Source organism: Halorubrum salinarum (assembly GCF_013267195.1).
Classification (GTDB): Archaea; Halobacteriota; Halobacteria; order Halobacteriales; family Haloferacaceae; genus Halorubrum; species Halorubrum salinarum.
This window is the reverse complement of record NZ_CP053941.1, coordinates 1,425,313-1,450,629: the sequence shown is the minus strand read 5'-3', so window position 1 is coordinate 1,450,629 and position 25,317 is coordinate 1,425,313. Positions and strand designations below refer to the sequence as shown.

At 72.2% G+C, this 25,317-nt stretch carries 21 protein-coding genes; 14 read left to right on the top strand and 7 right to left on the bottom strand.

Features of this window, described 5'->3' with window-relative positions; all coding sequences use genetic code 11:
* Nucleotides 1–108: 108 nt before the first annotated feature.
* A complete protein-coding gene (locus HPS36_RS07290; RefSeq protein ID WP_173229463.1) occupies nt 109–1,371 on the bottom strand; it encodes a twin-arginine translocase subunit TatC in 1,263 nt (420 codons plus the stop codon).
* Nucleotides 1,372–1,527: 156 nt separating this feature from the next.
* Between HPS36_RS07290 and tatC the strand changes: the two genes are divergently transcribed.
* The 3 genes from tatC (at nt 1,528) to HPS36_RS07275 (ending at nt 7,284) form a co-directional block, all read left to right on the top strand.
* A complete protein-coding gene (gene tatC / locus HPS36_RS07285; protein WP_137716845.1) occupies nt 1,528–3,747 on the top strand; it encodes a twin-arginine translocase subunit TatC in 2,220 nt (739 codons plus the stop codon).
* A gap of 97 nt (nt 3,748–3,844) precedes the next feature.
* Nucleotides 3,845–6,796 (top strand): excinuclease ABC subunit UvrA, encoded by a 2,952-nt coding sequence (uvrA, locus tag HPS36_RS07280; protein WP_173229461.1) that lies wholly within the window; start codon nt 3,845–3,847, stop codon nt 6,794–6,796.
* A 107-nt stretch (nt 6,797–6,903) separates the two neighbouring features.
* Nucleotides 6,904–7,284, top strand: coding sequence for a RidA family protein (locus HPS36_RS07275; RefSeq protein ID WP_137716843.1), 381 nt, complete (start codon nt 6,904–6,906; stop codon nt 7,282–7,284).
* A 42-nt stretch (nt 7,285–7,326) separates the two neighbouring features.
* Here HPS36_RS07275 and HPS36_RS07270 read toward each other — a convergent pair whose 3' ends face one another.
* Nucleotides 7,327–9,342, bottom strand: coding sequence for a MutS-related protein (locus HPS36_RS07270; RefSeq protein WP_173229460.1), 2,016 nt, complete (start codon nt 9,340–9,342; stop codon nt 7,327–7,329).
* Between the two features lie 132 nt (nt 9,343–9,474).
* On the opposite strand from HPS36_RS07270, the gene larE reads away from it, so the two are divergent.
* From larE to HPS36_RS07230, 8 genes are all read left to right on the top strand, one after another.
* Nucleotides 9,475–10,458 carry an ATP-dependent sacrificial sulfur transferase LarE gene (larE, locus tag HPS36_RS07265; protein WP_137716841.1) on the top strand — a complete coding sequence of 328 codons (984 nt, stop codon included), beginning with the start codon at nt 9,475–9,477 and terminating at the stop codon, nt 10,456–10,458.
* Nucleotides 10,459–10,566: 108 nt separating this feature from the next.
* A complete protein-coding gene (locus HPS36_RS07260) occupies nt 10,567–10,770 on the top strand; it encodes a hypothetical protein (RefSeq protein ID WP_053770335.1) in 204 nt (67 codons plus the stop codon).
* Nucleotides 10,771–10,859: 89 nt separating this feature from the next.
* Nucleotides 10,860–11,048, top strand: a complete 189-nt coding sequence (locus HPS36_RS07255) for a hypothetical protein (protein ID WP_121563300.1) — start codon at nt 10,860–10,862, stop codon at nt 11,046–11,048.
* 82 nt (nt 11,049–11,130) lie between these two features.
* The gene (serB, locus tag HPS36_RS07250) at nt 11,131–11,781 is read left to right on the top strand and encodes a phosphoserine phosphatase SerB (protein WP_173229458.1); all 651 of its coding nucleotides are present in this window, start codon (nt 11,131–11,133) and stop codon (nt 11,779–11,781) included.
* A 106-nt stretch (nt 11,782–11,887) separates the two neighbouring features.
* Nucleotides 11,888–12,721 carry a lycopene cyclase domain-containing protein gene (locus HPS36_RS07245; protein ID WP_173229456.1) on the top strand — a complete coding sequence of 278 codons (834 nt, stop codon included), beginning with the start codon at nt 11,888–11,890 and terminating at the stop codon, nt 12,719–12,721.
* Nucleotides 12,714–13,847 (top strand): Brp/Blh family beta-carotene 15,15'-dioxygenase, encoded by a 1,134-nt coding sequence (locus HPS36_RS07240; protein WP_173229454.1) that lies wholly within the window; start codon nt 12,714–12,716, stop codon nt 13,845–13,847. The genes HPS36_RS07245 and HPS36_RS07240 overlap by 8 nt, the downstream gene beginning before the upstream one ends.
* Before the next feature lie 71 nt (nt 13,848–13,918).
* Entirely contained in the window at nt 13,919–14,551 is a 633-nt protein-coding gene (locus HPS36_RS07235) for a GNAT family N-acetyltransferase (protein ID WP_173229452.1), read from the top strand.
* A complete protein-coding gene (locus HPS36_RS07230; protein ID WP_121599906.1) occupies nt 14,548–14,826 on the top strand; it encodes a DUF7861 family protein in 279 nt (92 codons plus the stop codon). Before HPS36_RS07235 ends, HPS36_RS07230 begins: the two co-directional genes overlap by 4 nt.
* A 19-nt stretch (nt 14,827–14,845) precedes the next feature.
* Here HPS36_RS07230 and HPS36_RS07225 read toward each other — a convergent pair whose 3' ends face one another.
* The 5 genes from HPS36_RS07225 to HPS36_RS07205 all read right to left on the bottom strand — a co-directional run bounded on the left by HPS36_RS07225 (nt 14,846) and on the right by HPS36_RS07205 (nt 20,734).
* The gene (locus HPS36_RS07225; protein ID WP_173229450.1) at nt 14,846–16,630 is read right to left on the bottom strand and encodes an L-aspartate oxidase; all 1,785 of its coding nucleotides are present in this window, start codon (nt 16,628–16,630) and stop codon (nt 14,846–14,848) included.
* A 75-nt stretch (nt 16,631–16,705) separates the two neighbouring features.
* Nucleotides 16,706–17,602, bottom strand: coding sequence for a YkgJ family cysteine cluster protein (locus HPS36_RS07220; RefSeq protein WP_173229448.1), 897 nt, complete (start codon nt 17,600–17,602; stop codon nt 16,706–16,708).
* A gap of 82 nt (nt 17,603–17,684) precedes the next feature.
* The gene (gene hisB, locus HPS36_RS07215) at nt 17,685–18,281 is read right to left on the bottom strand and encodes an imidazoleglycerol-phosphate dehydratase HisB (RefSeq protein WP_173229446.1); all 597 of its coding nucleotides are present in this window, start codon (nt 18,279–18,281) and stop codon (nt 17,685–17,687) included.
* Between the two features lie 416 nt (nt 18,282–18,697).
* Complete coding sequence (gene hisA, locus HPS36_RS07210) at nt 18,698–19,438, bottom strand: 1-(5-phosphoribosyl)-5-[(5-phosphoribosylamino)methylideneamino]imidazole-4-carboxamide isomerase (RefSeq protein ID WP_173229444.1); 741 nt, start codon at nt 19,436–19,438, stop codon at nt 18,698–18,700.
* Nucleotides 19,439–19,894: 456 nt separating this feature from the next.
* Nucleotides 19,895–20,734 carry a hypothetical protein gene (locus tag HPS36_RS07205; protein ID WP_173229442.1) on the bottom strand — a complete coding sequence of 280 codons (840 nt, stop codon included), beginning with the start codon at nt 20,732–20,734 and terminating at the stop codon, nt 19,895–19,897.
* 84 nt (nt 20,735–20,818) lie between these two features.
* On the opposite strand from HPS36_RS07205, the gene HPS36_RS07200 reads away from it, so the two are divergent.
* From HPS36_RS07200 to HPS36_RS07190, 3 genes are read left to right on the top strand one after another with little or no spacing between them, the layout of a single operon-like run.
* The gene (locus tag HPS36_RS07200) at nt 20,819–22,057 is read left to right on the top strand and encodes a thiamine ABC transporter substrate-binding protein (RefSeq protein ID WP_173229440.1); all 1,239 of its coding nucleotides are present in this window, start codon (nt 20,819–20,821) and stop codon (nt 22,055–22,057) included.
* A gap of 27 nt (nt 22,058–22,084) precedes the next feature.
* A complete protein-coding gene (locus HPS36_RS07195) occupies nt 22,085–23,893 on the top strand; it encodes an ABC transporter permease (protein WP_173229438.1) in 1,809 nt (602 codons plus the stop codon).
* On the top strand, nt 23,883–25,025 hold the full coding sequence (locus HPS36_RS07190; protein ID WP_173229436.1) for an ABC transporter ATP-binding protein: 1,143 nt from the start codon (nt 23,883–23,885) through the stop codon (nt 25,023–25,025). Before HPS36_RS07195 ends, HPS36_RS07190 begins: the two co-directional genes overlap by 11 nt.
* The last annotated feature ends 292 nt before the right edge of the window (nt 25,026–25,317 follow it).

Genomic DNA, 25,317 nt, shown 5'->3' with positions numbered 1-25,317 from the left:
GGATCCGTCACGGAATTACAGGATTCGCGCGCTGCGTTCGGCACGGCTCCGGAAACACATCGGCTACTGAGGTGTTCAACGGAGCCAAACGAGTGACACCGCCCGGACCTAGTTCCCGGTCCAGCGGAGTATCGCGAGCGTCCCCTCGAATAAGGCGATCATCGTCAGCGTCACGATGATCGGCGCCATCCCGGTCGGGTCGGGGCTGAACAGGAACGCGATCCCGAGGAACGTCCCCCAGAAGATCAGCCGCTTCGCCTCCAGCCACTGCCGGGTGACGAGGTTCATCATGATCGCGAGCATGATGAAAAGCGGGATCTGGAAGACGATCGCCATGAACGCGAGCATGATGACGATCAGGTTGAACGTCTCCGCGAGCCCGAAGGCGATCGTCGCCGCGTCGGAGGTGTAGGTGGTGAAATACGAGAAGATCGCGGGCAACACGAGGAAGTGCGCGAACGCGATCCCGATCCCGCCGAGGATGAGGCTCGTCGGCACCGCCGCGAGGTAGTAGCGGCGCTCCGTCTGGTAGAGCCCCGGCCGCATGAACCGGTACGTCTCGTAGACGAACGCCGGGAGCCCGACCACGACCCCCGCGAGGCCGGCCACCTTCAGCCGCGTGAGCGGGAGTTCGAGCGGACCGTACAGCCGCGGGCGGTTCTCCATCGGCGCCGGGATGTGGTAGCTCCAGAAGTAGTTGATGAGCTCCGTTGACTCGGTGACGACGACGAGCGTCGCGAGCCCGCCGATGAGGAACACGACCGCCAGCCGGCGCATCATCTCCTCGATGTGCACGGCGAGCGGCATCTCCTCGTCCGTCTCGGGGCCCTCGATCCCGCCGAACGGCTCGTCGTCCTCGGTCGTGGGCACGCCGGCGGTCGCGGGGTCCGCGGCGTCGGCGGTCGTCGCCGGGGTGCCGCCGTCACCGGCGGCCGCGGCGTCGTCCGCCGTCGCGTCGTCTGTCGTCGCGTCGTCCGCCGACACGTCGCCGTCCGGCGTCCCGTCGTCAGTCGTCTCGTCGTCCGTCGACGCCTCGGCGTCAAGCGGCTCCTCGTCTGCCTCGTCACCGTCGTCGAGCGCGGCCGACCGACCGGCGTCCTCGGCCTCGACGACCTCGTCCGGGTCCGAGAGCGTCTCCGGGGACTCGTCGTCGTCGTCCGTCTCTCCCGCCGGGGAGTCGTCGTCGTCGCCGTCGGTCGACCCGACTTCGGGCTCTACCTCGGCGGTCACCTCGGACTCGACGCCCGCGGACGGCTCCGCGTCGGTCTCGGACCCGTCGTCGACGGCGCCGTCGCTCTCGGGTTCGGCCTCGTCGGTCGACCCGTCAGCGGCGGCCGAGTCGTCGTCGCGCGACCGGTCCGAGTCGTCCATTCAGTTTCCCTACGCGACCGGGCGGTTATCAACCTTTTCGGATAGCGGCGCCGGGCGGGACCGATCGGCGTCGCGCCGCGGGCCGTCCCGGAACGGCGCCGGCGGCGGCGCCCGCGGTCGAAAAGGTTGATAACGGCGACGGCCCTCGCCCTCCGTATGGCGAGCGCCCTCGACGAGGACACCCAACGGTCGATCGCGGAGGGCCAAGAGACGGCGAAGGCGTTCCTTCGGTCGGTCCAGAAGGACCTCCAGAAGGTGTTCGTCGTCTTCCTCATCGGCTTCCTCGCGACGTTCTGGGCGCTCCGCACGTACATCTGGGACCGGCTCCGCGAGGTGACGGAGTCGAACATGAGCGCCGCGGTCGCCGAGGAGGCCGACATCATCGCGACGACCCCGTTCGAGGTGATCCTCCTCCAGGCGAAGATCGGGCTGATCGTGGGCGCGATCACCGCGATCCCGCCGCTGATCTACGTCACCCGCGACGAGCTCCGCACCCGGGGGATGTGGCCGCAGTCGCCGATCGCCCGCTGGAAGCTCGCCGGGATCGGGCTGCTCGGCGCCGTGCTGTTCTCCGCCGGCGTCGCCTACGGCGTCTTCGCCTTCTTCCCGCTGATGTTCGGCTTCCTGGCCGAGTTCGGCCTGGAGGCCGACATCCAGCCCACCTACGGGATCGTGATGTGGACGGAGTTCATCGTCTTCCTCTCGCTGTCCTTCGGGCTCGCCGGACAGATGCCTCTCCTCATCACCGGGCTGTCGTACGCGGAGATCGTCCCGTACGAGACGTTCCGCGACAAGTGGCGCTACGCGGTCGTCGCCATCTTCGTGTTCGGCGCCGTCTTCTCCCCGCCGGACCCGTTCACGCAGCTCCTGTGGGCGTTCCCGCTGGTCGCGCTGTACGGGTTCAGCCTCTACCTCGCGAAGCTCGTCGTCACGGCCAAGCGGAGCTCCGACCGCATCCACGTGCTCGGCGCGGTCCGCGACCACTGGAACGTCGTCGGGGGCGCGACCGTCCTCGGCGGCGCGCTCGTGTACGGCTTCTACGAGTACGGCGGCCGGACCGCGGTCAACGACCTCCTGCGGCTCGCGGGGAGCACCCGCCGCTTCCTCGCGCCGGGCGAGGGGCTCGGCCTCGACCCCGCGACGGCGCTCTGGATCTACGCCGCCCTCTGGGCGCTCGCGTTCGCGGCCGTCGCGACGCTGTGGGCGGTGTACACCGACCTCGACACGACGAGCGCGGGCGCCCAGTACGGCGACCCGACCGCGATAGACGTGGGCGAGCTCGACGCCGCGGGCGTGCGGGCGGCCCCCGCGGACGCGTTCGCCGAGATGGGCGAAGAGGAGTCGCTCGCGCTGGCGCAGGCCGCGATCGACGACGACGACCCCGAGAAGGCGCAGGCGATCCTCGACCGCTACGACGAGGTGAACGAGGGGAGCGACGACGACGGCGAGTCGGACGCGAGCGACGCCGACGCCGCGGGCGACGCCGAGGACGGCGGCGGGAGCGGGCTGGTCGGCTCCGTCCAGAACCGGACCTCGCGCGCCGGCTCGACGTTCCTCGCCGAGCTCACCGACGGCAACGAGGAGGAAGCCGAGGACGACATCGGCGGCTACTACAAGGACCTGAAGTTCATCTTCGACTCGCTGCGCACGCGGTCGTTCCGGATCGTCGCGGTGTTCGGCGCCGTGATGGCGGCCGCGTTCACGTGGCTGTACCTCGGCGGCCTCGGCACCGTCCGCGGCGACCTCGAACGGCGCGTGCCGGCGGAGGTGGAGGGCGGGATCAACATCATCACGCTCCACCCGGTCGAGGCGCTCATCTTCATGGTGAAGTTCTCGGTGATGCTCGGCATCTTCGCCGCGTTCCCCGTCGCGCTCTACTACGCGTGGCCCGCGCTCCGCGAGCGCGGCTTCGTCGCCGGGCGGATCTACCAGGTGTACCTCTGGGCGGGCGCGCTCGGCGCCGGGATGATCGGCGGCTTCGCGCTCGGGTACACGACCATCGCGCCCGGCATCATCGGCTGGCTCGTCACGGACGCGCGCCTCGCCGACATGGTCATCACCTACCAGGTGAGCGACTTCCTCTGGCTCGTCATCTACACCACGATCGGGATCGGCTTCCTCGCGGACATCCCCATCGCGATGGTGCTGCTCAACAACGCGGGCGTCCCGTACCGCGTGTTCCGGGAGCGCTGGCGCGAGGTGACGATCGGGATCATGCTCGTCGCCGCGGTGTTCACCCCCGCCGACGTGATCACGATGTTCCTCGCGACGATCCCGCTGATGCTGGCGTACGGCGTCGGCGTCGGCGTCCTCTTCCTCGTGACCTTCGGCGGGCGCCGCGACCTGTCGCCGCCCGCGGAGTTCATCGGGGAGTGAGGCCCGCGCGCTCGGCGCGGTCGCCGGCGGCGAGGGCCTCGCGGGGCCCCCGCGACCGACGACTATTCCCGCGCGCGCCCGCAACGGCAGCATAGAAATGAGCAAGGACTACATCGAGGTCCGCGGCGCCGAGGAACACAACCTCAAGGACCTCGACGTCCGGATCCCGCGCGAGGAGTTCACCGTCGTCACCGGGCTCTCGGGCTCGGGGAAGTCGTCGCTCGCGTTCGACACCGTCTACGCCGAGGGGCAGCGGCGCTACATCGAGTCGCTGTCGGCGTACGCCCGCAACTTCCTCGGGCAGATGGACAAACCGCAGGTGGAGTCCGTCGAGGGGCTCTCGCCGGCCATCTCCATCGACCAGAAGAACGCCGCGAACAACCCCCGGTCGACGGTGGGGACCGTCACGGAGCTCCACGACTACCTCCGCCTGCTGTACGCCCGGATCGGCACGCAGTACGACCCGGTCACCGGCGAGGAGGTCGGCGAGCAGTCCGCCCAGGACATGGTGAACCAGATCCTCGACCTCCCCGAGGACACCCGCGCGAAGATCGCCGCGCCCGTCGTCCGCGACCAGAAGGGCGCGTTCGAGGACCTGTTCGAGGAGCTCGTCTCGGACGGGTACAGCCGCGTCGAGGTCGACGGCGAGCCGGTCGACCTCACGCTCGACGACCCCGACCTCGACGAGAACTACGACCACACGATCGACGTGATCGTCGACCGCGTCACCGTCTCGCCGGACGCCCGCTCGCGGATCACCGACTCCGTCGAGACCGCCCTCGAGGAGGCCGGGGGCGTCCTCAAGCTGATCGTCCCCGACCCGCCCGAGGACGTGCCGTTCGCGTCGAACGCGCGCTCGACGGGGTCGCTCGCGGCCGACGCCGACGGCGACGACCGGCTCGTCGTGGAGTTCTCCGAGGAGCTGGGCAACCCCAACTCCGACGTCCAGTTCTCCGCGATCGAGACGCGCTCGTTCTCGTTTAACAGCCCGTACGGCGCCTGCCCCGAGTGCGAGGGGATCGGCTCGACGAAGGAGGTCGACGAGGACCTCGTGATCGAGGACCCGTCGAAGCCGCTGAAGCACGTGTTCGAGCCGTGGAGCTACGACCGCACCTACTACTCTCGCCAGCTCGACAACGTCGCCGACCACTTCGGCGTCGACCTCGACGCGCCGTTCGAGGAGCTCGACGAGGAGATTCAGCGGCAGTTCCTCTACGGGACCGACGACCTGGTCCACTTCGAGTGGACGACGAAGAACGGCACCCGCGAGAAGACCGAGCGGTTCGAGGGCGTCATCCCGAACCTAGAGCGCCGCCACGTCGAGACCGACTCCGAGCGCGCCCGCGACCACATCGAGGAGTACATGGCCGTGACGACCTGTCCCGAGTGCGAGGGGACCCGCCTGAAAGAGCAGTCGCGGCACGTCCTCGTCGCGGGCACGTCGATCACCGAGGTCAACGAGCTGTCGATCGCCGAGGCCCGCGAGCACTTCGAGGGGATGGAGGCCGAGCTGACCGAGCGCGAGACCACCATCGCCGAGGAGATCCTGAAGGAGATCCGCGCGCGCCTCGGGTTCATGGAGGAGGTCGGCCTGGAGTACCTCACCCTCGACCGCGAGGCGTCGACGCTGTCGGGCGGCGAGAGCCAGCGCATCCGGCTCGCGACGCAGGTCGGCTCGGGGCTCGTCGGCGTGCTGTACGTCTTAGACGAGCCCTCCATCGGGCTTCACCAGCGCGACAACGACCGGCTGCTCGACACCCTCGAAGGGCTCCGCGACCTGGGCAACACCCTCCTCGTCGTCGAGCACGACGAGGAGACGATGCGGCGCGCCGACGAGATCATCGACATGGGCCCCGGCCCGGGCAAGCGCGGCGGCGAGGTCGTCGCGCAGGGCGACTTCGACGAGGTCGTCGCCGCCGCCGAGTCGGTGACCGCCGACTACCTCGCGGGCCGGAAGTCGATTCCGGTGCCCGACGAGCGGCGCGAGCCCGAGGGCGAGCTCGTGGTGCGGGGCGCCCGCCAGCACAACCTGAAGGACCTCGACGTGCCGATCCCGCTCGGCACGCTGACGACGGTCACCGGCGTCTCCGGGTCCGGGAAGTCGACGCTCGTCAACGACATCCTCTACAAGGGGCTCGCCCGCGAGATGAACGACAACACCTCGGTCGACCCCGGCGCGCACGACGCGATCGAGGGGCTCGACGAGGTCGAGACGGTGCGGCTCATCGACCAGTCGCCGATCGGGCGGACGCCGCGCTCGAACCCCGCCACGTACACCGACGTGTTCGACCACGTCCGCGAGCTGTTCGCGGAGACGAAGCTCTCGAAGCGCCGCGGCTACGAGAAGGGGCGCTTCTCGTTCAACGTGAAGGGCGGGCGCTGCGAGGAGTGCGGCGGGCAGGGCACCGTCAAGATCGAGATGAACTTCCTGTCGGACGTGTACGTCCCCTGCGAGGAGTGCGGCGGCGCCCGCTACAACGACGAGACGCTCGACGTGGAGTACAAGGGGAAGACGATCGCCGACGTGCTCGACATGAGCGTCGCGGAGGCCCACGAGTTCTTCGAGAGCCACCGCGGGCTCGAACGCCGGCTGAAGCTCCTGAAGGACGTGGGGCTCGGCTACATGGAGCTGGGCCAGCCCTCGACCACGCTCTCGGGCGGCGAGGCCCAGCGCGTGAAGCTCGCCGAGGAGCTCGGCAAGCGCGCCACCGGCGACACCCTGTACCTCCTCGACGAGCCGACGACGGGGCTCCACAAGGAGGACGAGCGCAAGCTGATCGACGTGCTCCACCGGCTGGTCGACGCGGGCAACACCGTGGTCGTCATCGAGCACGAGCTCGACCTCGTGAAGAACGCCGACCACGTGATCGACCTCGGCCCCGAGGGCGGCGACGGCGGCGGCGAGCTGGTCGCGAGCGGCACCCCCGAGGAGATCGCCCACGAAGACGCCTCCCACACCGGCCGCTACCTCCGGGACATGCTCCCGAAGGTCGACCTCGACGGCCCGCGCGACGACCGCCGGAAGCCGGCGGTCGCGGACGACGACTGAGGCGGAGCGAGTCGAGACGGAACCAGACCGCCCGTCCGAGCCCGGAGCGGCTGAGGGCGACCTCCGCGACCCGCAGCTTGATACCGCGCCGCGTCGTCCTCCGACCGATGCGAGAGATCACGACGGACGACGTGCCGGAAGCGCTCGGCCCGTACTCACAGGGGATCGTCTCCGGCGACACGGTCCACGTCTCGGGGAAGACCGGCGTGGACCCCGACACCGGCGAGGCGCCCGAGTCGGTCGCCGAACAGACGACGCAGACGCTCGAAAACGTCGCTGCGATCCTGGCGGCGGCCGGGACGAGCCCGGACGCGATCGTGTCGGCGACCGTCTACCTCACGGACATGGACGACTACGACGCGGTGAACGAGGCGTACCGGGCGTTCCTCTCGGAGCCGTATCCGGCGCGGACCTGCGTCGAGGTGTCGCGGCTCCCCGCGCCGCTCGACGTCGAGATCACGGTCGAGGCGGAGCTCGACGGGGACTGAGGCCGACCGACCCGCGATGGAGCGAGGGGGCGACGGCCCCCCTCAGAACTTCTCCAACAGGTCGCCGTAGAACTCGCCGCCGCGGTCGTCCGCGAGCTTCTCGACGATGAGCTCCGGCGTCGACCGCGCGAGGTGGCCCTTCTTCGGCGAGCGGTTCACGCGCAGCTCGCCATCGACGAGCCCAGCGGCCTCGATGCCGTCGACCGCGACCGCGAAGTCGGCGGCGTCGCGGATCTCGCGGGCCAGGTGGGAGACGAAGACCGCGGTGGCGTCCTGGTCGTCGAGCGCCTCCAGGATACCCGCGATGATCTTCGCGGAGGCGCCCGGCTCCGTGATCGACTCCAGCTCGTCGACGAGGACGAGTCGCCCATCGGCGCCGTCGACGAGGTCGCCGAAGTCCCGGAGCGTCGCCTCGAACGCGCCCGCGTCGAGGGTCCCCTGCGACTTCGCGTAGTAGTGGATCTCCTCGAACCGCTCGACGGTGGCCGACTCGGCGGGCACGGGCATGCCCATCTGCGCGAGGACGACGACCAGCGCGACCAGGTCGAGCGTCGAGGTCTTGCCGCCGGAGTTGACCCCGGAGAGCAGCGTCGCGCCCGAGACGGCGTAGTCGACGGGCTCGACGTCTGCGAAGTCCACGTCGAGCAGCGGGGAGCGGCCGCCCTCGATTCGGAAACCGGCGTCCGCGTCGGCCGCCTCCGGCCCGACGACCGCCGGCATGACGCAGTCGAAGTCGTCGGCGAACCGCGCGACCGCCAGCTCCACGTCGAGCTCTAAGGCGTCGCGCACGAGCTCCTCGACCGGCTCCCGGAGGTCGCCGAGGTCGCTCGCGAGGTCGGCCTTCAGCTTCGCCGCCCGGCGGTCGCGGGCCGCCGACAGCTCCGTGCGGAGCCGCGAGACCGCGCTCTCGTCGTGGTCGACCGGGAAGGAGGGGTCGCCGCCGAAGACGCGCTCCGCCAGCTCCGCCTCCTCGGGCTCTAAGCGGAGCGCGTCGGCGAGGTGCTCGCGGGCGGCGTCGACCGCGGCGTCGTACTCGTCGGCCAGCTCGCGGTCCAGCAGCGAGTCGACGCGTGCGCCCTGCTCGACGAGGGAGAGGAAGTCGGTCCCCTCGATGGTGACGTCGCGCTCGCGGATCGCCTCGCGCAGGCGGTCGTCGGCGACCGAGGCCGCCGTCGACACCGCGGCGTCGAGGTCGTCGACGGCGGCCGTCAGCCGGTCCAGCTCCGCGTCGCCGGCGATCGTGCCGTCGTCGTCGAGCCGCGAGAGCGCGTCGCGCAGGCGGTCGAGGTCGACGGGGGGGTCGCCGCCCGAGACGGGGTCGCCGGCCGCCGCGGCGGCCTCGTGGACCGCCGCGGCCGCCTCCAGCCGCTCGCGGTTCTCCGCGAAGAAGGCGAGCAGGCGCTCCGGGACCGTCTCCGCGGGGGTCTCCAGCGCGTCCGGGCGCACGCTCACGTCGCCCTCCACGTCGAGGCCGGCGAACGACTCGTCTAAGACGATCACCGAGGCGTACGACCGGCCGAGCTCGGAGACGTCGCGGGCGTCCTCGACGGTCTCGACGGAGAGCTCGGGCACCTCGGCCTCGGCCCGCGCGAGCGTCTCGGCGTCGGCGCTCGCGAGGCAGCGGTCGCGGACGCGGACGGTCGGCGGGTCGGCGAGCGGCGCGCAGTCGGCGAGCGCCTCGCGGACCGCGGGGTCGGGGTCGCGCTCCGTCGCGGCGGCCGCGAACGACTGCGCCTCGTCGATGCGCGAGGCGGACGCGCTCGGGTAGAACGTCTCCAGTCGCTTCGCGGCGTAGTCGGTGACGGTCCGCTCGCGCAGCAGGTCGATCGCCTCCCGGTACAGCTCGCGGGCCCGGTCGGTGGCCAGCACCCGCCCGTCGTCGCCGTGGCGGCGGCGGATCGCCCCGCGCGCGATGCGGGCCGCGCGGGCCTCGTTGACGCCCGGCGCGCGGGCGATGGCGGCCACGTCGCCGGACTCGACGGTCGCGGCCGGGTCGTCGAGCTCGCGTAAGGCCGCGGCCGTCTTGGCGCCGACGCCGGGGATCGCCTCCAGATCCATCTACCGGCCGGTATCGCGGCTACGGTCTAAAGCGTGCGGGTCGCTCCCGCGGCTCGCCGCTCCCGGGCCCCGGACGGCCGGCGTCGATTCCGCGTGCGACGGGCTTTTTCACGCGGGCCGCGAACGCCGGCCATGAGTCAGAACGCGCGGCCCGTCGGCGACGGGTCGCTCGACCCCGAGACGGCGGCGAAGGCGGCGAGCGCCCGCGACGCGCTCGGCGAGCGCGACGGGGTGCTCGTCGCGTTCTCGGGCGGCGTCGACTCGGCGGTCGTCGCGGCGCTGGCCCGGGACGCGCTCGGCGGGGACGCCGTGGCGTGTACCGCCCGCAGCGAGACGCTCCCCGCGGCGGAGCTCGACGACGCGCGGCGGGTCGCCGGGGAAATCGGGATCGACCACGAGACGGTCACCTTCTCCGAGCTCGACGACCCGAACTTCGTCGCGAACGACGGCGACCGGTGTTACCACTGCCGGACGATGCGGCTCGGGAAGATGTACGAGACGGCGAGAGAGCGGGGGATCGACACGGTCTGTGACGGGACGAACGCGGACGACCCGGGCGAGGGGCACCGACCCGGACTCCGCGCGGTCGAGGAGCTCGACGTGTTCTCCCCCCTCCTGGACGCCGGGATCGCGAAGGAGGAGGTCCGCGCGATCGCCGACGCCTACGACCTCTCCGTGGCCGACAAGCCGTCGATGGCGTGTCTCTCCTCGCGGATCCCGACCGGGCTGGAGGTGACCGAGGAGCGGCTGACCCGCGTCGAGAAGGCCGAGCGCGTGCTCCGCGAGTGGGGCTTCGAGGGGTTCCGCGTCCGCGACCACGACGGGCTCGCCCGCGTCGAGATCGCGCCCGACGAGCTGGAGCGCGCGCTCGATCCCGCCTTCGCCGACGCCGTCCACGAGCACCTGACCGACCTCGGCTTCGAGTACGTCACCCTCGACATGGCCGGCTACCGGACCGGCAGCGTGAGCCCGGGCGGCGAGGGCGAGACCGCGGGCGACGGGGACGGCGCGGACGACGGGGACAGCGCGAGCGGTACGGATGAGACGGGCGGCGCGGCGGACGGAAGCGAGTCGGCGACGACCGGCGTCGACCTCGGACGGCAGTACCCGCGCTGAGAGGCCGGGCAGGGGACGGGCGCGCCGCCGATCGCCGACGCGCTCGTCGTTATCACCCGAGAGAACCCGGCAGGAACGCTTATAAACGGTGTTACTGAATCGACACCTATGCGGGAGGCACAGACGCTGGCGGTGATCGCCGGCGGCGTCGGCGGCGCCGTCGGGGCGTTCGTCGGCGTCGCCGTCGGCGGGTCCGCGCTCTCGGTGACGCTGACCACCCTCGGGGTCGCGACGCTCGTCGGCGTCGGGGTCATCGCGAGCGCGGTCATCGCCGGCGACGTGGAGTTCCTCGCCGACGCGGACGGCGAGTGAGCGAGCGCGGCCGGCGGACGGCCGTAGCGGCGCCGAGCGGGTGGGCTCGGAGTAACATTCAAATGCGAGTTACGCGTAGATCGGACGCGATGGACGCTGCGGCGTCGTTCTGGAAGGAGTGCGAGCGCTACCACGAGCTCGCGGAGCGGTTCCAGCGCGGGATTCGGGTCACCAGCCCCGACCGACTCACCGGCCGGAGCGGCTACTACAGCGAGTGCGGCTGCGCCTGGTGTGCCGAGGCGGTCACGTACTTCGAGTACCGCGGCGAGCGGCTGTGAGCGGCCCGGGCGGCGACCCGCCGGTCGGTTAAATTCGCGGCCGACCGCGCGCTTCAAGGCCCCGCCGCGACGAACGGACGCCATGAGCCTCATCGCGTTCGACTTCGACGGGACGCTCTCCGACTCCGAGATGACGGTCCTGCTCGCCGAGCGGGCGGGCGTCACCGACGAGGTCGCCGAGATCACCGAGCGGGCGATGAACGACAAGATCGGCTACGCCGAGAGTCTCTACCGGCGCGCGGCGCTGCTGGAGGGCCTGTCGGCGGCCGACGCCGAGGACGCCTTCGACGCGGTCCGGATCCGTCCCGGCGCCGCGCGCCTCATCGAGCGCTTACGCGACGAGGGCCACCACGTCGCCGTGCTCACGGGCGGGTTCGAGCGCGGCGTCGAGGCGGCGCTCGACCGCGAGGGCGTCGCCGTCGACACGATCGTCGCCAACCGGCTGCCGACCGACGCGGACGGCGCGCTCACCGGCGAGGCCGAGGGGCCGCTGATCGAGGGGACGAAGGACGACGCGCTCGCCGACCTCGCCGCGGAGGTGGGCGTCCCGATGACCGAGACGGTGGCGGTCGGCGACGGCGCGAACGACCTGCCGATGCTTGAGGCCGCGGGGCTCGCGGTCGGCTTCGTCCCGAAGTCCGCGGTGCGCCCCGTCTGCGACTCGGTCGTCGCCTCCATGTACCGGCTCGGGAAGGTGCTGGAGGCGCACGGCGTCCTCGCGGACGCCGAGTGACGGCCGAACCGGTTCGGTCCGGCGGTACCTGACGACGTTCGGCTGAAGGGTTAAAGAGAAACGAAGCGAAATATACGGGTATGAGTGTCTCTGCTGGGGTGGTTCGATGCTGCCGACGCTAACGTATCTCCAGTTCCACCTCGTCTTCAGTCTCCCCGTGGTCGCGGCGCTGTGGTACCTCGCGCCGCGCTACGACGCGGTCCGGCGGCGTCGCGCGACGGCCGGCATCGCGATCCTCGTCGCCATCGCGTACCTCTACACGACCCCGTGGATCAGCTACATGATCCGGCAGGGCGCGTGGGGGTACGCCGACGGCGCGGTGCTCGTCCGCGCGCTGTCGATCCCGCTCGGCGAGTACCTCTTCTTCACCATCCAGACCGTCGTCACCGCGTTCGCGCTCCACCTGATCGGGTTCGACCCGACGTTCCGCGAGGGCGACTTCGACCGCGAGCCGCGGATCGCCGGCGTCGCGGTCGGCCTCGCGATGGTGCCGATCGGGCTCGGACTCGTCCTCCTCGACCCCTCGTTCCTCTACCTCGGCGGGCTGATCGCGTGGGTCGGTCCCGTCCTCGCGCTCCAGTGGGGGGTCGGCGGCGGGTACCTCGTGCGGACGCCCAGGATGTGGCTGGCGGCCACGCTGATCCCGGCCGCGTACTTCTGGATCGCCGACCGGATCGCGATCGGAATGGGCACGTGGTACCTCTCGCCCGAGCTAACGACGGGCGTCGCCGTTCTCGGGCTCCCGATCGAGGAGATGCTCTTCTTCGCCTCGGCCGGCGTGATGACCGTCAACGGACTCGTCCTCTTCGAGTGGGTGCTCGACTGGAACGACCGGCGGGGCCGGGCGGTCGCGGAGCCGTCCCCGTCGGGCGACGGCGAGCGCGACGTTCCCGGCCCGGAACCGCCCGCCGACCCGGACCCCGACGTGGTCGATGACTGAGGCGGCGTCGACGGGCGCGGCCGAGTCCCGCACCGCGGCGGCGCGCGATCCCGGAGCGGGCGCGGCGGACGCGCCGGAGGCGGCCGACGCCGCGAGCGAACGGGTCGACCGCTGGTTCGCGCGCCGCCCGGCGCTGGCGCTGGCCGCGCTGCTCCCGGTCGGCGCCGTGACCCCCCTGTTTCCGGTCGAAGTCGGCGTCGCGGCGTTCGCGCTCGGCACCCTCGCCGTCGGGATGGCGCACGGCGCGGTCGACCACCTCGTCCCGCTCCGGGCCGATCCGGACGTGTCGCTCCGGCGGTCGATCGCGGTCGTCTCGGTCGTCTACGGGGTCCTCGGCGGCGCGGTCGTCGCCGCGTTCTTCGCGGCGCCCGTCGCCGCGTTCGTCGGGTTCATCGCGCTCACGTGGCTCCACTGGGGGCAGGGCGACGTGGCGACGCTCGCGATAGCCGGCGTCGACCACCTCCCCTCGTCGGCGGAGCGGTGGCTGGCGCTCGTCGTCCGCGGGGGCCTCCCGATGGGCGTCCCCCTCCTCGCGCACCCGGAGGAGTACCGGCTGGTGGCCGAGTGGATCGTCGGGCTGTTCCTCGTCGACGCCGGCGCGGCGGCGGCCGCGGTCGACCCGCTGTTCGCGCCCGCGGTCCGGGCCGGCGTCGGGGTCGGGATGGCGGCCGCGACGCTGGCGTCGGTCGGGCTCGGCTACCGTCGCGTGAAGAACGGCCGCGACGCGGGCGGGTGGCGCCGGGACGTGGGCGAGCTCGCCGTCCTGTGGGCGTGGTTCCTGCTCGCGGCGCCGGTGTTCGCGATCGGGGTGTACTTCGCGCTGTGGCACGCGCTCCGGCACGTCGGGCGGCTGGTCCTCGTCGACCCCGAGGCGGCGAGCGCGGCGTCGGCCGGCGACGCGGTCGGCGCGCTCGCCCGCTTCGGTCGCGACGCCGCGCCGCTCACGCTCGGCGGCTTCCTCGTCGTGGGCGCGGTCGGGGTCTCGGTGCCCGCCGGCGTGGCGGCGCCGGGCGACCTGCTGGCCGTGTCGCTGGTCGCCATCGCGGCCATGACGCTGCCGCACGTCGCCGTCGTCGCGTGGCTCGACCGGCGACAGGGCGTCTGGCGGCCGGACGCCGGCCGGTGACCGCGGGCCGCGGGAACGTCCGGGTTCCGGCACCGCACCGCTCTTACTCCGCGGCGACGTTCCCTCCGTCGATGGACGAGATCGCGATCCGGGACCCGCGGCCGGACGACGCCGAGGCGCTGGAGGCGCTCATCACCTCGCACTTCAGCGAGGGCAGTTCCTACGGCGTCGACCTCGGGCTCGACGACCCGACGTACCACGTGCTGGTCGCGGTCGAGGCCGGCGCGGAAGACGCGGGAGAGGCAGGTCCCGGAGGAGGCCGCGAGGGCGACGAGAGCGGCCGGATCCTCGGGGTGATGGCGCTCCGGGAGCTCGCCGCCCCCGACGCCGTCGCCGACGAGATGTACTTCTTCGACGACCCCGACCTGCTCCCCGACGCCGGGCTGTACGGACACCTGGAGATGGGGTACGTCCGCGACGACGCGACCGGACGCGGGATCGGGAGCCGGCTGCTCGAACGCCTCCACGCGGTCGGCGCGGACCGCGGCGTCGACTGCTTCCTCGCGGACTCGTGGTACCACGGCGGCGACGACTCCCCGGAGAAGCTGTTCGACGCGCACGGCTACGAGACGGTCCACCGCGACCCGATCGAGCGGTCGGCCGACAAGTGTCCGAAGTGCGAGGGCGAGTGCGTCTGCGAGGGAGCGCTCGCGGTGCGACGGGTCGCGGGCGACGAGGTCGACCCGGGAGCGGGCCGGTCGTGAACCACGACCGCGTCCACGCGAGGGAGCCGTCGCACCACGTCGACCGGTGGTCCGTCGGCGTCGTCGAGTCGGTCGGGGAGCGCGACGGCCACTGCGTCGTGACGGTGCGACCGGTCGGGGAAGCCGAATCGGAGGGCGAGGCGGACGGCGACGACGGGCCGGTCGAGCTGGTGATCACGTTCGCCGTCAGGGACCTGTTCGTGAGCCGGCTACCGACCGCGGAGGGGGAGTCGCCGGTCGGCGAGCGCGTCTGGTACCGGAAGCGGGGCGGGTGATCCGGAGCCTTCGACACCGCTACTCCAACTGGTGGTAGTCCAGCTCGTGCCCCTCGTCGAGCGCGGCCTGGACCGCCTCGCTCGGCTCGTCGACCGGCTCGCTCCTGAGCGCCATGCCGCCGACGTCGGGGGCGTCGAAGTAGAGGTTACGCCGCCAGTCGGGGTCGCGGTCGGGGAAGTCGGTCCGGTAGTGAGCGCCGCGGGACTCCTCGCGTTCGAGCGCGCCGCGGAGCACCGCCTCGGCGGCGACGATCATGAATCCGAGGTCGACCGCGAGCTCGAACGACTCGCTCGTCACCGGGCCGACGCGGAGGTCGGCCGCGCGGTCGCGGACGTCGGCGAGGCGGTCGAGTCCCTCGCGGAGCGACGACTCGTCGCGGAGGATCCCGGCGTGGTCCCACATCAGCTCGCGGAGGTCGGCGAGCACCGCGTCAACATCGTTCTCGCCGTCGCTGTCGGCCATCGCCCGCAGGTCGGCGAGGTGCGGATCGACGAGCGTCTCGCGCAGGTCGGTCGGGACCTCGCCCGGTCCGTCGGCGCGGTCGGCGATCCGCTCGCCCGCGACCACGCCGTACGCGACGGTCTCGGCCAGCGAGTTCCCGCCGAGGCGGTTGGCGCCGTGGACCCCCGCCATCGTCTCGCCGATGGCGAACAGCCCGTCCACGTCGGTCTCGCCGTCGTCGTCGACCGCGACGCCGCCCATCCCGTAGTGGGAGGTCGGCGCCACCTCGACCGGTTCCTCCGCCATGTCGACCCCGAGGTCGTCGAACCGCTCGTACATCCGTGGGAGGCGCTCGCGGACGAAGTCGGCGTCGCGGTGGGAGATGTCGAGGTAGACGCCGCCGTTCTCCGTGCCGCGCCCCTCGGCGATCTCCCGCGCGATCGCCCTGGCGACCACGTCGCGGGCGTCGAGTTCCATCTGGTCCGGCGAGTAGCGCTCCATGAAGCGTTCGCCCTCGGCGTTGAACAGGCGGCCCCCCTCGCCGCGGACGGCTTCGGTGACGAGCCGACCGCTCCACGGCGCCCACTCCGGGTCGGTCTCGTCGACCGCCATCCCGGTGGGATGGAACTGCATGAACTCCATGTCCATGAGCGACGCGCCGGCGTCGTACGCCAGCGCCGCGCCGTCGCCGTTGTTCTCGTCGTCGCGCGACGTGTGGCGGTCGTATATCGCCGCGTGGCCGCCGGCCGCGAGGACGACGATACCGGCGTTAAACAGGAGGAACTCGCCCGTGTCCATGTCGAAGCCGACGGCGCCGTGGACCGCGTCGCCGTCGGAGACGAGCTTCGTTATCATCACGTTCTCGCGGTACGGCACCGACAGCTCCTGTGCGCGTTCGACGAGCGTGTCCAACAGCGACTCGCCGGTGTGGTCGCCCGCGAAGGCGGTCCGGCGGAACGACTGCGCGCCGAAGAAGCGCTGGTCGATCTCGCCGCCGTCCGTGCGGGAGTACGCCATCCCCCACTCGTCGAGCTCGCGGAGGCGCTCTGGCATCTGTTCGGTTACCGTCTCCACCTTCGCCGGGTCGTTGACGAAGTGGCCCTCGTTGAGCGTGTCGGCGGCGTGGATCGCCGGCGAGTCCTCGGGGTCGTGGGTGCCGAGGGCGCCGTTGATCCCGCCCCGCGCCCAGGTGGTGTGCGCGTCGCCGTGTCCGCGCTTGCCGAGCACGAGCACGTCCTCGACCCCGCGTTCGGCCAGCTCGATGGCGGTGCGCGCGCCGGCCGCGCCGGCGCCGACGACGAGGACGGACACGTCCTCGCGCGCGTACTCGACCGGCTCGTCAGTCGATGTCAGTTCGGCCATGTGCGAAGGGAGGGGCCGCACACTGGTAAGCCTCACGCGCGTGTGCGCACGCGCAAGCGAGGGCCCGGGCTCCGCCTACCGCTCGGCGTCCCATCCCGGGGTTCCGGGCGCGCCCGCGTCGTCCTCGACCTCGCGGACGAGCCGGTCGCGGGCGTCGCGGCCGAGGCCGACGCGCTCGCCGTCGTCGCCGGCGCGCTCGGTCCACGCGCGGATCGCCGCGCCGACCCACGAGTCGGCCTCGCGAGCCGCCTCGCGCGCGTCGCTCATGCGGTCGCGGGTCACCGACAGCGATCCCGGGCGAGAGCCGACGGCGGCGCCGACGAAGCGCGCGCGGTCGTCGGCGGTCGCCTCCCCGTCGCGGAGTCGGGCGACGACGCCGTCGAGATCCGCGGGGTCGGGGTACGCGAACACGGTCGCGCCGAGCGCCTGCGGGCCGAACGCGGGCGCCGGGAGGTCAGCGGGCGGCTCGTCGTCGAGGAGGCGCTCGCCGCCGCTGGCGGCCGCGACGCGCTCGCACTCCGTCTCGGCGCCGAGTTCGAGGTTGTGACCCGGGTACGTCGAGCAGGTGCGCGGGTAGCGGTCGGTGTCGTGGATCCGGCACTGGAGCGTCGTCGGGTCGAGGAAGGCGCAGGCGCCGAGCCAGCGCGGCTCGTCCGTGCCGATCGGCGCGACCGGCTTCGGGGGCTTTCGGAGGCCGACGACGAAGACCGGACGCCCGTCGACCGCGGCGAGGTCGGTCCCGTCGACGGTGACGGTCTCGTCCCGCTCGGCCGGCTCGAAGAGTCGGGGGGCCAGGGCGTCGCCGAGGCCGTCGTCGACGAACCGCGCGACCTCGTCGCGGGTGAGCGGCGCGAGGGCGTACACGTCGTCGAGCGGGGGGCGCGGGCCGGTGCGGTCGGAGCCCGCCGCGGCCGGGTCGAGCGGGCGCCAGTCGACGCAGCAGCCGGCGCACCCCTCGCAGTCGAGTTCCATGCGTCCGTGGTAACGGTTCGCGCGGTGATAAGCGATCGGCGGCCGCTGTAGGCGCGTCGAGGGGGCCGGTCACGGCGGCGGCCTACAGTTCGCCCTTCGTGCTCGGCGTGTCGCTGCGGCGCTCGTCGAGGCGGGTCGCGTCGTCGAGCGCGCGCGCCAGCGCCTTGAACAGCGCCTCGACCTCGTGGTGGGCGTTGTCACCCTTCTCGACGGTCGCGTGGAGCGTGAGCCCGGCGTTGTGCGCGAGGGAGAGCGCGAAGTGGTCGGCCATGACGCTCGTGAACTCCCCGACCGACTCCTGGGAGAACTCGCCGTCGAACTCGTAGTACGGGCGCCCGGCTACGTCGACGACGACGCTCGCGACCGCCTCGTCGAGCGGGACGCGGCGGTCGGCGTAGCGCCGAATGCCCCGCTTATCGCCGAGCGCCTCGTCGAAGGCCTCGCCGAGGCAGATCGCCACGTCCTCGACGGTGTGGTGGTCGTCGATCTCGGTGTCGCCGTCACAGCGGACCGTGAGGTCGAAGAGGCCGTGCTTGGCGAACGACGCCAGCATGTGGTCGTAGAAGCCGATCCCCGTCGAGACCTCGCTGTCGCCGTCGCCGTCGATCGCGAGGGTGAGTTCGATCGTCGTCTCCGAAGTCTCGCGGGTGACGGCCGCGGTCCGGTCGTGCTCGCTCATACCGGCCCGTCGCGGGGGATTCGTAAGTCGGTTGCGGGTGAAATCGCGGCTCGCGGTGGCGCGTGCCTGCGAGCGGCCGCCAGGCCGCGAGGAGCACGCGCGAGGTCGCCGGCGCTACGCGCCGGCTGCCAGAGGGACCTTCGGTCCCTCGCTGGAGTCGGGCGCCGAGCGAAGCGACGGCGGCCGACGAGGCTGGGGAGGTGTGAGGTGCGGTTGCGGTGCGGTTGGGTGGGACTCAAAGGGGCAGCCGGGAGGCGGGCGCAGGCGACGTAAGCACTGGAAGGAGCGAACGAAGTGAGCGACTGAAGCGCGCAGCGAGCGTGCGCCCGCCTCCCGGCTGGGGCTTTGGCGGTGTTCTCCGGCGATCCGCAGTCAATAATTTATAACCCATCAACGACAACCCCGCGCCCCGGTCCTTAAATCTCGTCGGTCGCGTCCTGCGCCTCTCGCAGCGTGAATTCGCCCTCGTATAACGCGGTGCCGACGACGACCGCAGCGGCGCCGGCCTCTTTCAAATCAACAACGTCCTCGACCGTCGCCACGCCGCCGGACGCGATCACCGGGATATCGACGGCGTCGACGACGCTTTCGACCGCCTCCCGGTCGATCCCCTCCAGTTGGCCCTCCACGTCGACGTTGGTGAACAAGATTGCGCCGGCGCCCAGTTCCTCGTAGCGCGCCGCGGCCTCCGCGGGGTCTAACCCGGTCCCCTCGGTCCACCCCGACACCACGACCTCGCCGTCCTTCGCGTCGAGGCTGACGACGACGCTCCCCGCGTGGGTCTCGTCGATCTCGGCGACGATCTCCGGGGTCTCGACCGCCGCGGTGCCGAGGATGACGCGGTCGAGTCCCAGGTCGAGGAGGTCGCGCGCGCCCTCCGCGGTCCGGATGCCGCCGCCGAGTTGGAGGCCCACGTCGTCCGGGACGCTCTCGACGACCGCCTCGATCGCGGTCGCGTTGACGCGCTCGCCCTCGAAGGCGCCGTCGAGGTCGACGAGGTGGAGCGTCTCGGCGCCCGCCTCGATCCAGCGTTCGGCCGCGTCGACCGGATCGCCGTAGCGCTTGCCCGTCCCGCGCTCGCCGCCGACCAGCTGGACGACCTCGCCGTCCTGGACGTCGACGGCGGGGATCACCTCGAACTCCGGGAAGTCACTCATACCGGACGGAAGCCGGCGACGGCGATTAAACGGGTCGGTTCGAGACAAAACGGAGGGTTACGCGGTGAACGTCTCCGAGGTCACGGCTGCTTGGTTAGAAGCGTCTGATTGTGGATCCACGATGGACACCGCCAAAGCCCCAGGCGCGAGGGCTCGGTGCGCTCGCTGCGGTCCTCGTCACTCGCTTCGCTCGTTCCTGCGGTCCTTCCGTCGCGCGCCTTCGCCCTCGCGACTGCCCCTTTGAGTCCCGCCCCCGACCGCGACCGCAGCCTCACGCCTCCCCAGCCTCGCCGCTCGCTCGGGGCTCCCTGCGGTCGCCCACGTCGCTCGCGGCGTCCCTCGCGCGTGCGTCTCGCGGCCGTCACTTCGCTCCGGCCGCTCGCAGGCACGCGCCACCGCGTCTCTATTCATAAACAATAGCGCTTCAACGGAGCCGAAGATCCGCACCTCTGCCGCTCACGCCACCGAGATGAGCAGCTGCGAGACCTCCACGTCGAACTCCTCGGGGTCGGTCGCGAGCGCTTCGGCGGTCTCCGCGCCCGCGATCTGCCGGATGGCGGTCTCGGCGTCCACGAAGTCGGGGAGCGCCGCGTCGAGGATCTCGATCAGCGACTCGGTCGGGTACGCGCCGCCGGCGACGAGCACGTCGGTCCCGTCGTGCCAGACGCCGAGCCGGGCCCCGATTTCCAGTCGCCGGTCTATCTCCGCCGTCGTGCCGTTCGGGAGGGGAATCGCGCCGTCGATCGCGTACTCGCCCGTCAGCCGCCACGCCGTCGCGGTGTGGCCGGACCGGACGGTGGTGATCCCCTCGTTCGCGACCTGAACGTCCTCGATGCCGGCGCTCCGGAGCTGCGCGCGGAAGGCGTCGACGGCCGCCGTCTCGACCTCGCTCATCACCCGGTCGCGGCCGATCCCGGCCGGGAGCCCGTCGATCGCGGGCCGGAGGTCGATCCGCGTCGCGAAGAAGACGACGGGCGACCTGTCGGCGTCGACCGTCTCGGCGAGCGCGTCCGCGACGGGCGCGTACTCGAAGATCCGAGTGCGTTCGGGCGCCCGGACCGTGACGGGGCCGTACGACTGCTCGAAGGCCGTGCTCTCGGACTCGTCTATCCGCCGCCAGTCCTCGATGCGGTCGCTCGTCACCTCGGGGGCCGGGACCGGGCCGTCGCGGCCGCCGAGACAGCCGGCGAGGCCGGCGGCGCCGACCGCCGCCCCGCCGGCGAGCAGCCGTCGGCGCGTGGTCGGCCCGAACCGCGCCGGGGCCTCTCCGGAGCCGTTCCTCGGTGCCTCATCCATACGAATTCGACGGGCGCGACGGGGAAATTCGTGTCGCCGCCGACACGGATCCCTTATGTAACCACCGAGTACAACAACCGAGTGATGACTACCGACGAGAGCGAGACGCGGCGGCGATCGGCCCGGTCACGCACCCGACGACGCTTCCTGACCGCGGCGGGGGCGGCGGGGGCCGCCGCGCTCGCCGGCTGTACCGCCGAGCGCGTCGACGACGGCGGCGACGAGTCCGGCGGCGACGGCGGCGGGAACGGGACGGACGAGGACGGTAGCGACGGCAGCGACGGCGGCGAGGAGGAGACGCCGACGCTGACGGTCGCCACGTACACGAACTTCATCGACGCGCCCTCGGTGAGTCCGGGCGAGTGGCTCAAAGAGGAGTTCGAGAGCCGGTACGACGCCGAGCTGGAGTGGGCGACACCCGACAACGAGGTGAACTACTACATCGAGCGCGCCGCGTCGGGCGCGGGGATCGGCGCCGACCTCTACGTCGGCCTCACCACCGAGGACCTCGTGCGCGTCGACGGCGAACTGGACGAGGACCTCTTCGCCGAGGCCGGCGACGTCGAGGGCCGCGACGCGGTCAAGGAGGGCCTCCGGTTCGACCCGTTCGACCGGGCGGTCCCGTTCGACACCGGGTACGTCAGCCTCGTGTACGACGGCACCGCGACGGAGGCGCCCGAGACGTTCGAGGGGCTGCTCGACGACGAGCACGCGGGCGCGCTCATCGCGCAGAACCCCGGCGGCTCCTCGACGGGCCGCGCGTTCCTCCTCCACACGATCAACCGCTTCGGCGACGGCGGCGTCGCGAGCGACGGCGACGGGGAGGCGATCGAGGGCGGCGACGGCGACCCCGACTACGACTACCTCGACTACTGGGCGGAGCTCCAGGCCAACGACGTGCGCGTGCTGGGGAGCTGGGACGACGCGTACTCGGCCTGGAGCGAGGGCGAGGCGCCGATCGTCGTCTCCTACTCCACCGACCAGGTGTTCGCCGACATGGAGGGCGCGGACCTCGAGGAACACCAGATCCGCTTCCTGAACGACCAGGCGTACGCGAACCCCGAGGGGATGGCCCTGTTCGCCGACGCCGACGAGCCCGACCTCGCGCGGCGGTTCATGTCGTTCATGCTGGAGCCCGAGGTCCAAGGGGAGATCGCGCAGCGCAACGTCGCGTTCCCCGCGACGGACGGCGCCGAGCTGCCGAGCGACTACGCCGAGCTGGCGAAGGAGCCGAGCGACCCGGTGACGTTCACCTACGACGAGCTCCAGGGCTCCGTCGACGCGTGGGTCGAGGCCTGGGAGCGGCAGTTCGCCGGGAACTAAGCGCGTGGCCGACGTGGGGCCGAGCGCGTGACGGGAGCTGACGGCGGCCGCGCGGGGCGGCTGGCCCGCCTGCGCGAGGGCGTCGAGGCGAACGCGCTGACCGCGCTCGCGGTCCTCACCAGCGCCGCGCTCGTCGTCGCCTTCTACTACCCGGCCGCGACCGTCCTGATCGAGGCGGTCGTCGTCGACGGCGCCGTCACCCTCCGCGTCTTCGCTGACGTGCTCACCGATCCGTTCTACTTCGGCGAGCTGGCCCGGCTGCTGTCCGGCGAGCCGCCGGCCGCCGTCGCCCGGTCGCTGCTCTCGCCCGACCGCCGGCTCGGGGTCGTCGGCTTCACCGCGTACCAGGCGGTCCTCTCGACGGTCGCGAGCGTCGCCCTCGGGCTCCCGGCCGCGTACCTGCTCGCGCGCTACGAGTTCCCCGGCCGGCGGACGCTGCGCTCGCTCACCATCGTCCCGTTCGTCCTGCCGTCGATCATGGTCGCGGTCGGGTTCGTGGCGACGTTCGGCGAGAACGGCACGCTGAACGCCGCCCTGACCGCGCTCGGGCTCCCGCGGGTCGAGCTCATGTTCACCCTCGAAGCGGTGGTGATCGCGCACGCCTTCTACAACGCCCCGCTCGTGGCGCGCGTGACGACCGCGGCGTGGGAGTCGGTCGACGCAAGCGCGGTCGAGACCGCTCGCAGCCTCGGGGCGGGACCGGTCCGGGCGTTCTACGACGTGGTCGCGCCGCAGGTGTACCCCGCGGTCCTCACGGGCGCGGCGCTGACGTTCGTGTTCACCTTCGGCACCTTCCCCATCGTCTTGGCGCTCGGCGGGTTCGAGCTCGTGACCGTCGAGGTCCTCGTCTACCGGCTGGTGCGCGACCTGAGCTACGCCGAGGCCGCGGTGCTCGCGATCGTCGAGCTCGCGGTGTCGCTCGCCGTCCTGCTGGCGTACCTCCGGTACGAGGCCCGGAACGCGACGAACGCGCGCGGCGCGCGCCCGCTGCCCCGGCGCTCGCTGTTGCCGCCCGCGCCCACGCTCCGAGAACTGCTGCCGCGGGCGGGGCTGGCCGTCTACGCCGTCGTCGCCGGGGTCGTCTTCGTCGCGCCGATCGCGTCGATGGTCCTCGCGTCGCTGACGGGCGGCGACGGCGCGCTCACGCTGGAGCACTACCGGTTCCTGGTCGAGCGCCAGCGGACGGGGGCGGCGTTCCAGGTGCGGCCGCTGCCCGCGATCCGCAACTCGCTCGCGTTCGCGACGGCGGCGACCCTGCTCGCGCTCCCGATGGGCGTCGTCGTCGCGGTGCTGACGACGCGACGCTACCGCGGGCGGACGCTGGTCGACGCGGCCGCGATGGCACCGCTCGCGGTGTCGGGGATTATCGTCGGCCTCGGGCTCCTGCGGGGGCTCGTCTTCGGCGTCGAGGTCGCCGGGTGGCGGATCGCCGCCGGCGGCGCGGTCGCCATCGTGGTCGCGCACGCGGTCTCGGGGTACCCGTTCGTCGTGCGCACCGTCTCGCCCGGGCTCGCCGGGCTGGACCGCTCGCTCGTCGAGTCCGCGCGGGCGCTCGGCGCCTCGCGGGCGCGGGTGATCCGCGACGTCGAGATCCCCCTAGTCTGGCCGGCGGTCGTCGCGGGCGCGGCGTTCGCGTTCGCCATCTCGATCGGCGAGTTCACCTCGACGGTCGTACTCTCGACCGGCGCCGACGCGTACACGATGCCCGTCGCGATCGAACGGTTCATCGGGCGGCGGCTCGGACCGGCGACCGCCATGGGCGTCGTCCTGCTGGTCGTCACCGGCCTCAGCTTCGTCGTCATCGAGCGGCTCGGGGGTGACCACCGTGGGCTCTGAGCGCGGCACGGAGTTCGAGAGCGACGGCGAGGTCGCGGTCGAGCTCGACGGCGTGACGAAGCGCTACGGCGGAACGACCGCCGTCGACGACGTGACGCTCCGGGTGCGCGAGGGGGAGTTCTTCACGCTCGTCGGGCCCTCCGGCTGCGGGAAGACGACCACGCTCCGCCTGATCGCGGGGTTCGAGGAGCCGACGAGCGGGACGGTCCGCTTCGCTGGCGCGTCGGTCGCGGGCGTGCCGCCGGAGGACCGCGACGTGGGCGTCGTCTTCCAGAGCTACGCGCTGTTCCCGCACATGACCGTCGGCGAGAACGTCGCGTACGGGCTCAACTTCGCCGACCCGCCCGAGGGGGTCACGCGCGACGAGCGCGTCGCCGAGCTCCTCGAACTGGTCGACCTGCCCGACGCCGCCGACCGCGACCCCGAGAGCCTCTCGGGCGGGCAACAGCAGCGCGTCGCGATGGCGCGGGCGCTCGCGCCCGGCCCCGACGTGCTCCTGCTCGACGAGCCGATGAGCGCGCTCGACGCCCGCCTCCGCGAGCGGCTCCGCGCCCAAGTCAAGCGCATCCAGTCCGAGCTGGGGATCACCACGATATACGTCACCCACGACCAGGAGGAGGCGCTGGCGATCTCCGACCGCGTGGCGGTGATGAACGACGGCGCCCCCGAGCAGGTGGCCGCGCCCCGCACGGTCTACCGTCAGCCCGCGACGCGGTTCGTCGCCGAGTTCGTCGGCGACAACAACGTGTTCGCCGGGACGGTGGTCGACGCGTCCGCCGGAGGCGAACTCGCGGTCGACGTCGACGGCGGCGACGAGACACTCCGCGTGCGGACCGGCGCCGGCCCCGACGCGGCCCCGTCGGTCGGCGACCGGATCGCCTTCTGCGTCCGTCCGGAGAACCTCCGCGTCGCGGGCGCGGACAGAGATTCCGGAGACGACGCGGCCTCCGCGGGCGAGAACGCGCTGCGCGCGACCGTCGCCAGCGCGGAGTTCCTCGGCGAGACGACGCGCGTCACGCTTGACTGGGGTGACCGCGAACTCGTCGTCCGCGTCGTGGACCCCATCGACGGCGCGGTCGCGGTCGGGTTCGACCCCGGAGACGCGCACGTGATCGACGTGGAGCAACGCTGATCCCGCGGTGGCGCGTGCCTGCGAGCGGCCGGAGCGAAGCGGAGGCCGCGAGTGAGCACGCGCGAGGTCGCCGGCGCTATGCGCCGGCTGCCAGAGAATCTTCGATTCTCGCTGGACGCGGTGAGCGCTCGGAGAGCGCGAACCGCGAGGCTGGGGAGGTGTGAGGCGCTGTGCGGTTGCGGTCGGGCGGGAATCAAAGGGGCAGCCGGCGAGGCGGTGTCGTCCGTCGACTCGCTAACGGCCCTCTACCGAACAGTCATATCGAAACCAGCCACATAGTACACGTATCGAG

Bases quoted from the DNA above. Each gene is read 5' to 3' on its own strand.
- HPS36_RS07290 (WP_173229463.1), bottom strand. From the start codon at position 1,371: ATGGACGACTCGGACCGGTCGCGCGACGACGACTCGGCCGCCGCTGAC.
- tatC (WP_137716845.1), top strand. From the start codon at position 1,528: ATGGCGAGCGCCCTCGACGAGGACACCCAACGGTCGATCGCGGAGGGC.
- uvrA (WP_173229461.1), top strand. From the start codon at position 3,845: ATGAGCAAGGACTACATCGAGGTCCGCGGCGCCGAGGAACACAACCTC.
- HPS36_RS07275 (WP_137716843.1), top strand. From the start codon at position 6,904: ATGCGAGAGATCACGACGGACGACGTGCCGGAAGCGCTCGGCCCGTAC.
- HPS36_RS07270 (WP_173229460.1), bottom strand. From the start codon at position 9,342: ATGGATCTGGAGGCGATCCCCGGCGTCGGCGCCAAGACGGCCGCGGCC.
- larE (WP_137716841.1), top strand. From the start codon at position 9,475: ATGAGTCAGAACGCGCGGCCCGTCGGCGACGGGTCGCTCGACCCCGAG.
- HPS36_RS07260 (WP_053770335.1), top strand. From the start codon at position 10,567: ATGCGGGAGGCACAGACGCTGGCGGTGATCGCCGGCGGCGTCGGCGGC.
- HPS36_RS07255 (WP_121563300.1), top strand. From the start codon at position 10,860: ATGGACGCTGCGGCGTCGTTCTGGAAGGAGTGCGAGCGCTACCACGAG.
- serB (WP_173229458.1), top strand. From the start codon at position 11,131: ATGAGCCTCATCGCGTTCGACTTCGACGGGACGCTCTCCGACTCCGAG.
- HPS36_RS07245 (WP_173229456.1), top strand. From the start codon at position 11,888: ATGCTGCCGACGCTAACGTATCTCCAGTTCCACCTCGTCTTCAGTCTC.
- HPS36_RS07240 (WP_173229454.1), top strand. From the start codon at position 12,714: ATGACTGAGGCGGCGTCGACGGGCGCGGCCGAGTCCCGCACCGCGGCG.
- HPS36_RS07235 (WP_173229452.1), top strand. From the start codon at position 13,919: ATGGACGAGATCGCGATCCGGGACCCGCGGCCGGACGACGCCGAGGCG.
- HPS36_RS07225 (WP_173229450.1), bottom strand. From the start codon at position 16,630: ATGGCCGAACTGACATCGACTGACGAGCCGGTCGAGTACGCGCGCGAG.
- HPS36_RS07220 (WP_173229448.1), bottom strand. From the start codon at position 17,602: ATGGAACTCGACTGCGAGGGGTGCGCCGGCTGCTGCGTCGACTGGCGC.
- hisB (WP_173229446.1), bottom strand. From the start codon at position 18,281: ATGAGCGAGCACGACCGGACCGCGGCCGTCACCCGCGAGACTTCGGAG.
- hisA (WP_173229444.1), bottom strand. From the start codon at position 19,438: ATGAGTGACTTCCCGGAGTTCGAGGTGATCCCCGCCGTCGACGTCCAG.
- HPS36_RS07205 (WP_173229442.1), bottom strand. From the start codon at position 20,734: ATGGATGAGGCACCGAGGAACGGCTCCGGAGAGGCCCCGGCGCGGTTC.
- HPS36_RS07200 (WP_173229440.1), top strand. From the start codon at position 20,819: ATGACTACCGACGAGAGCGAGACGCGGCGGCGATCGGCCCGGTCACGC.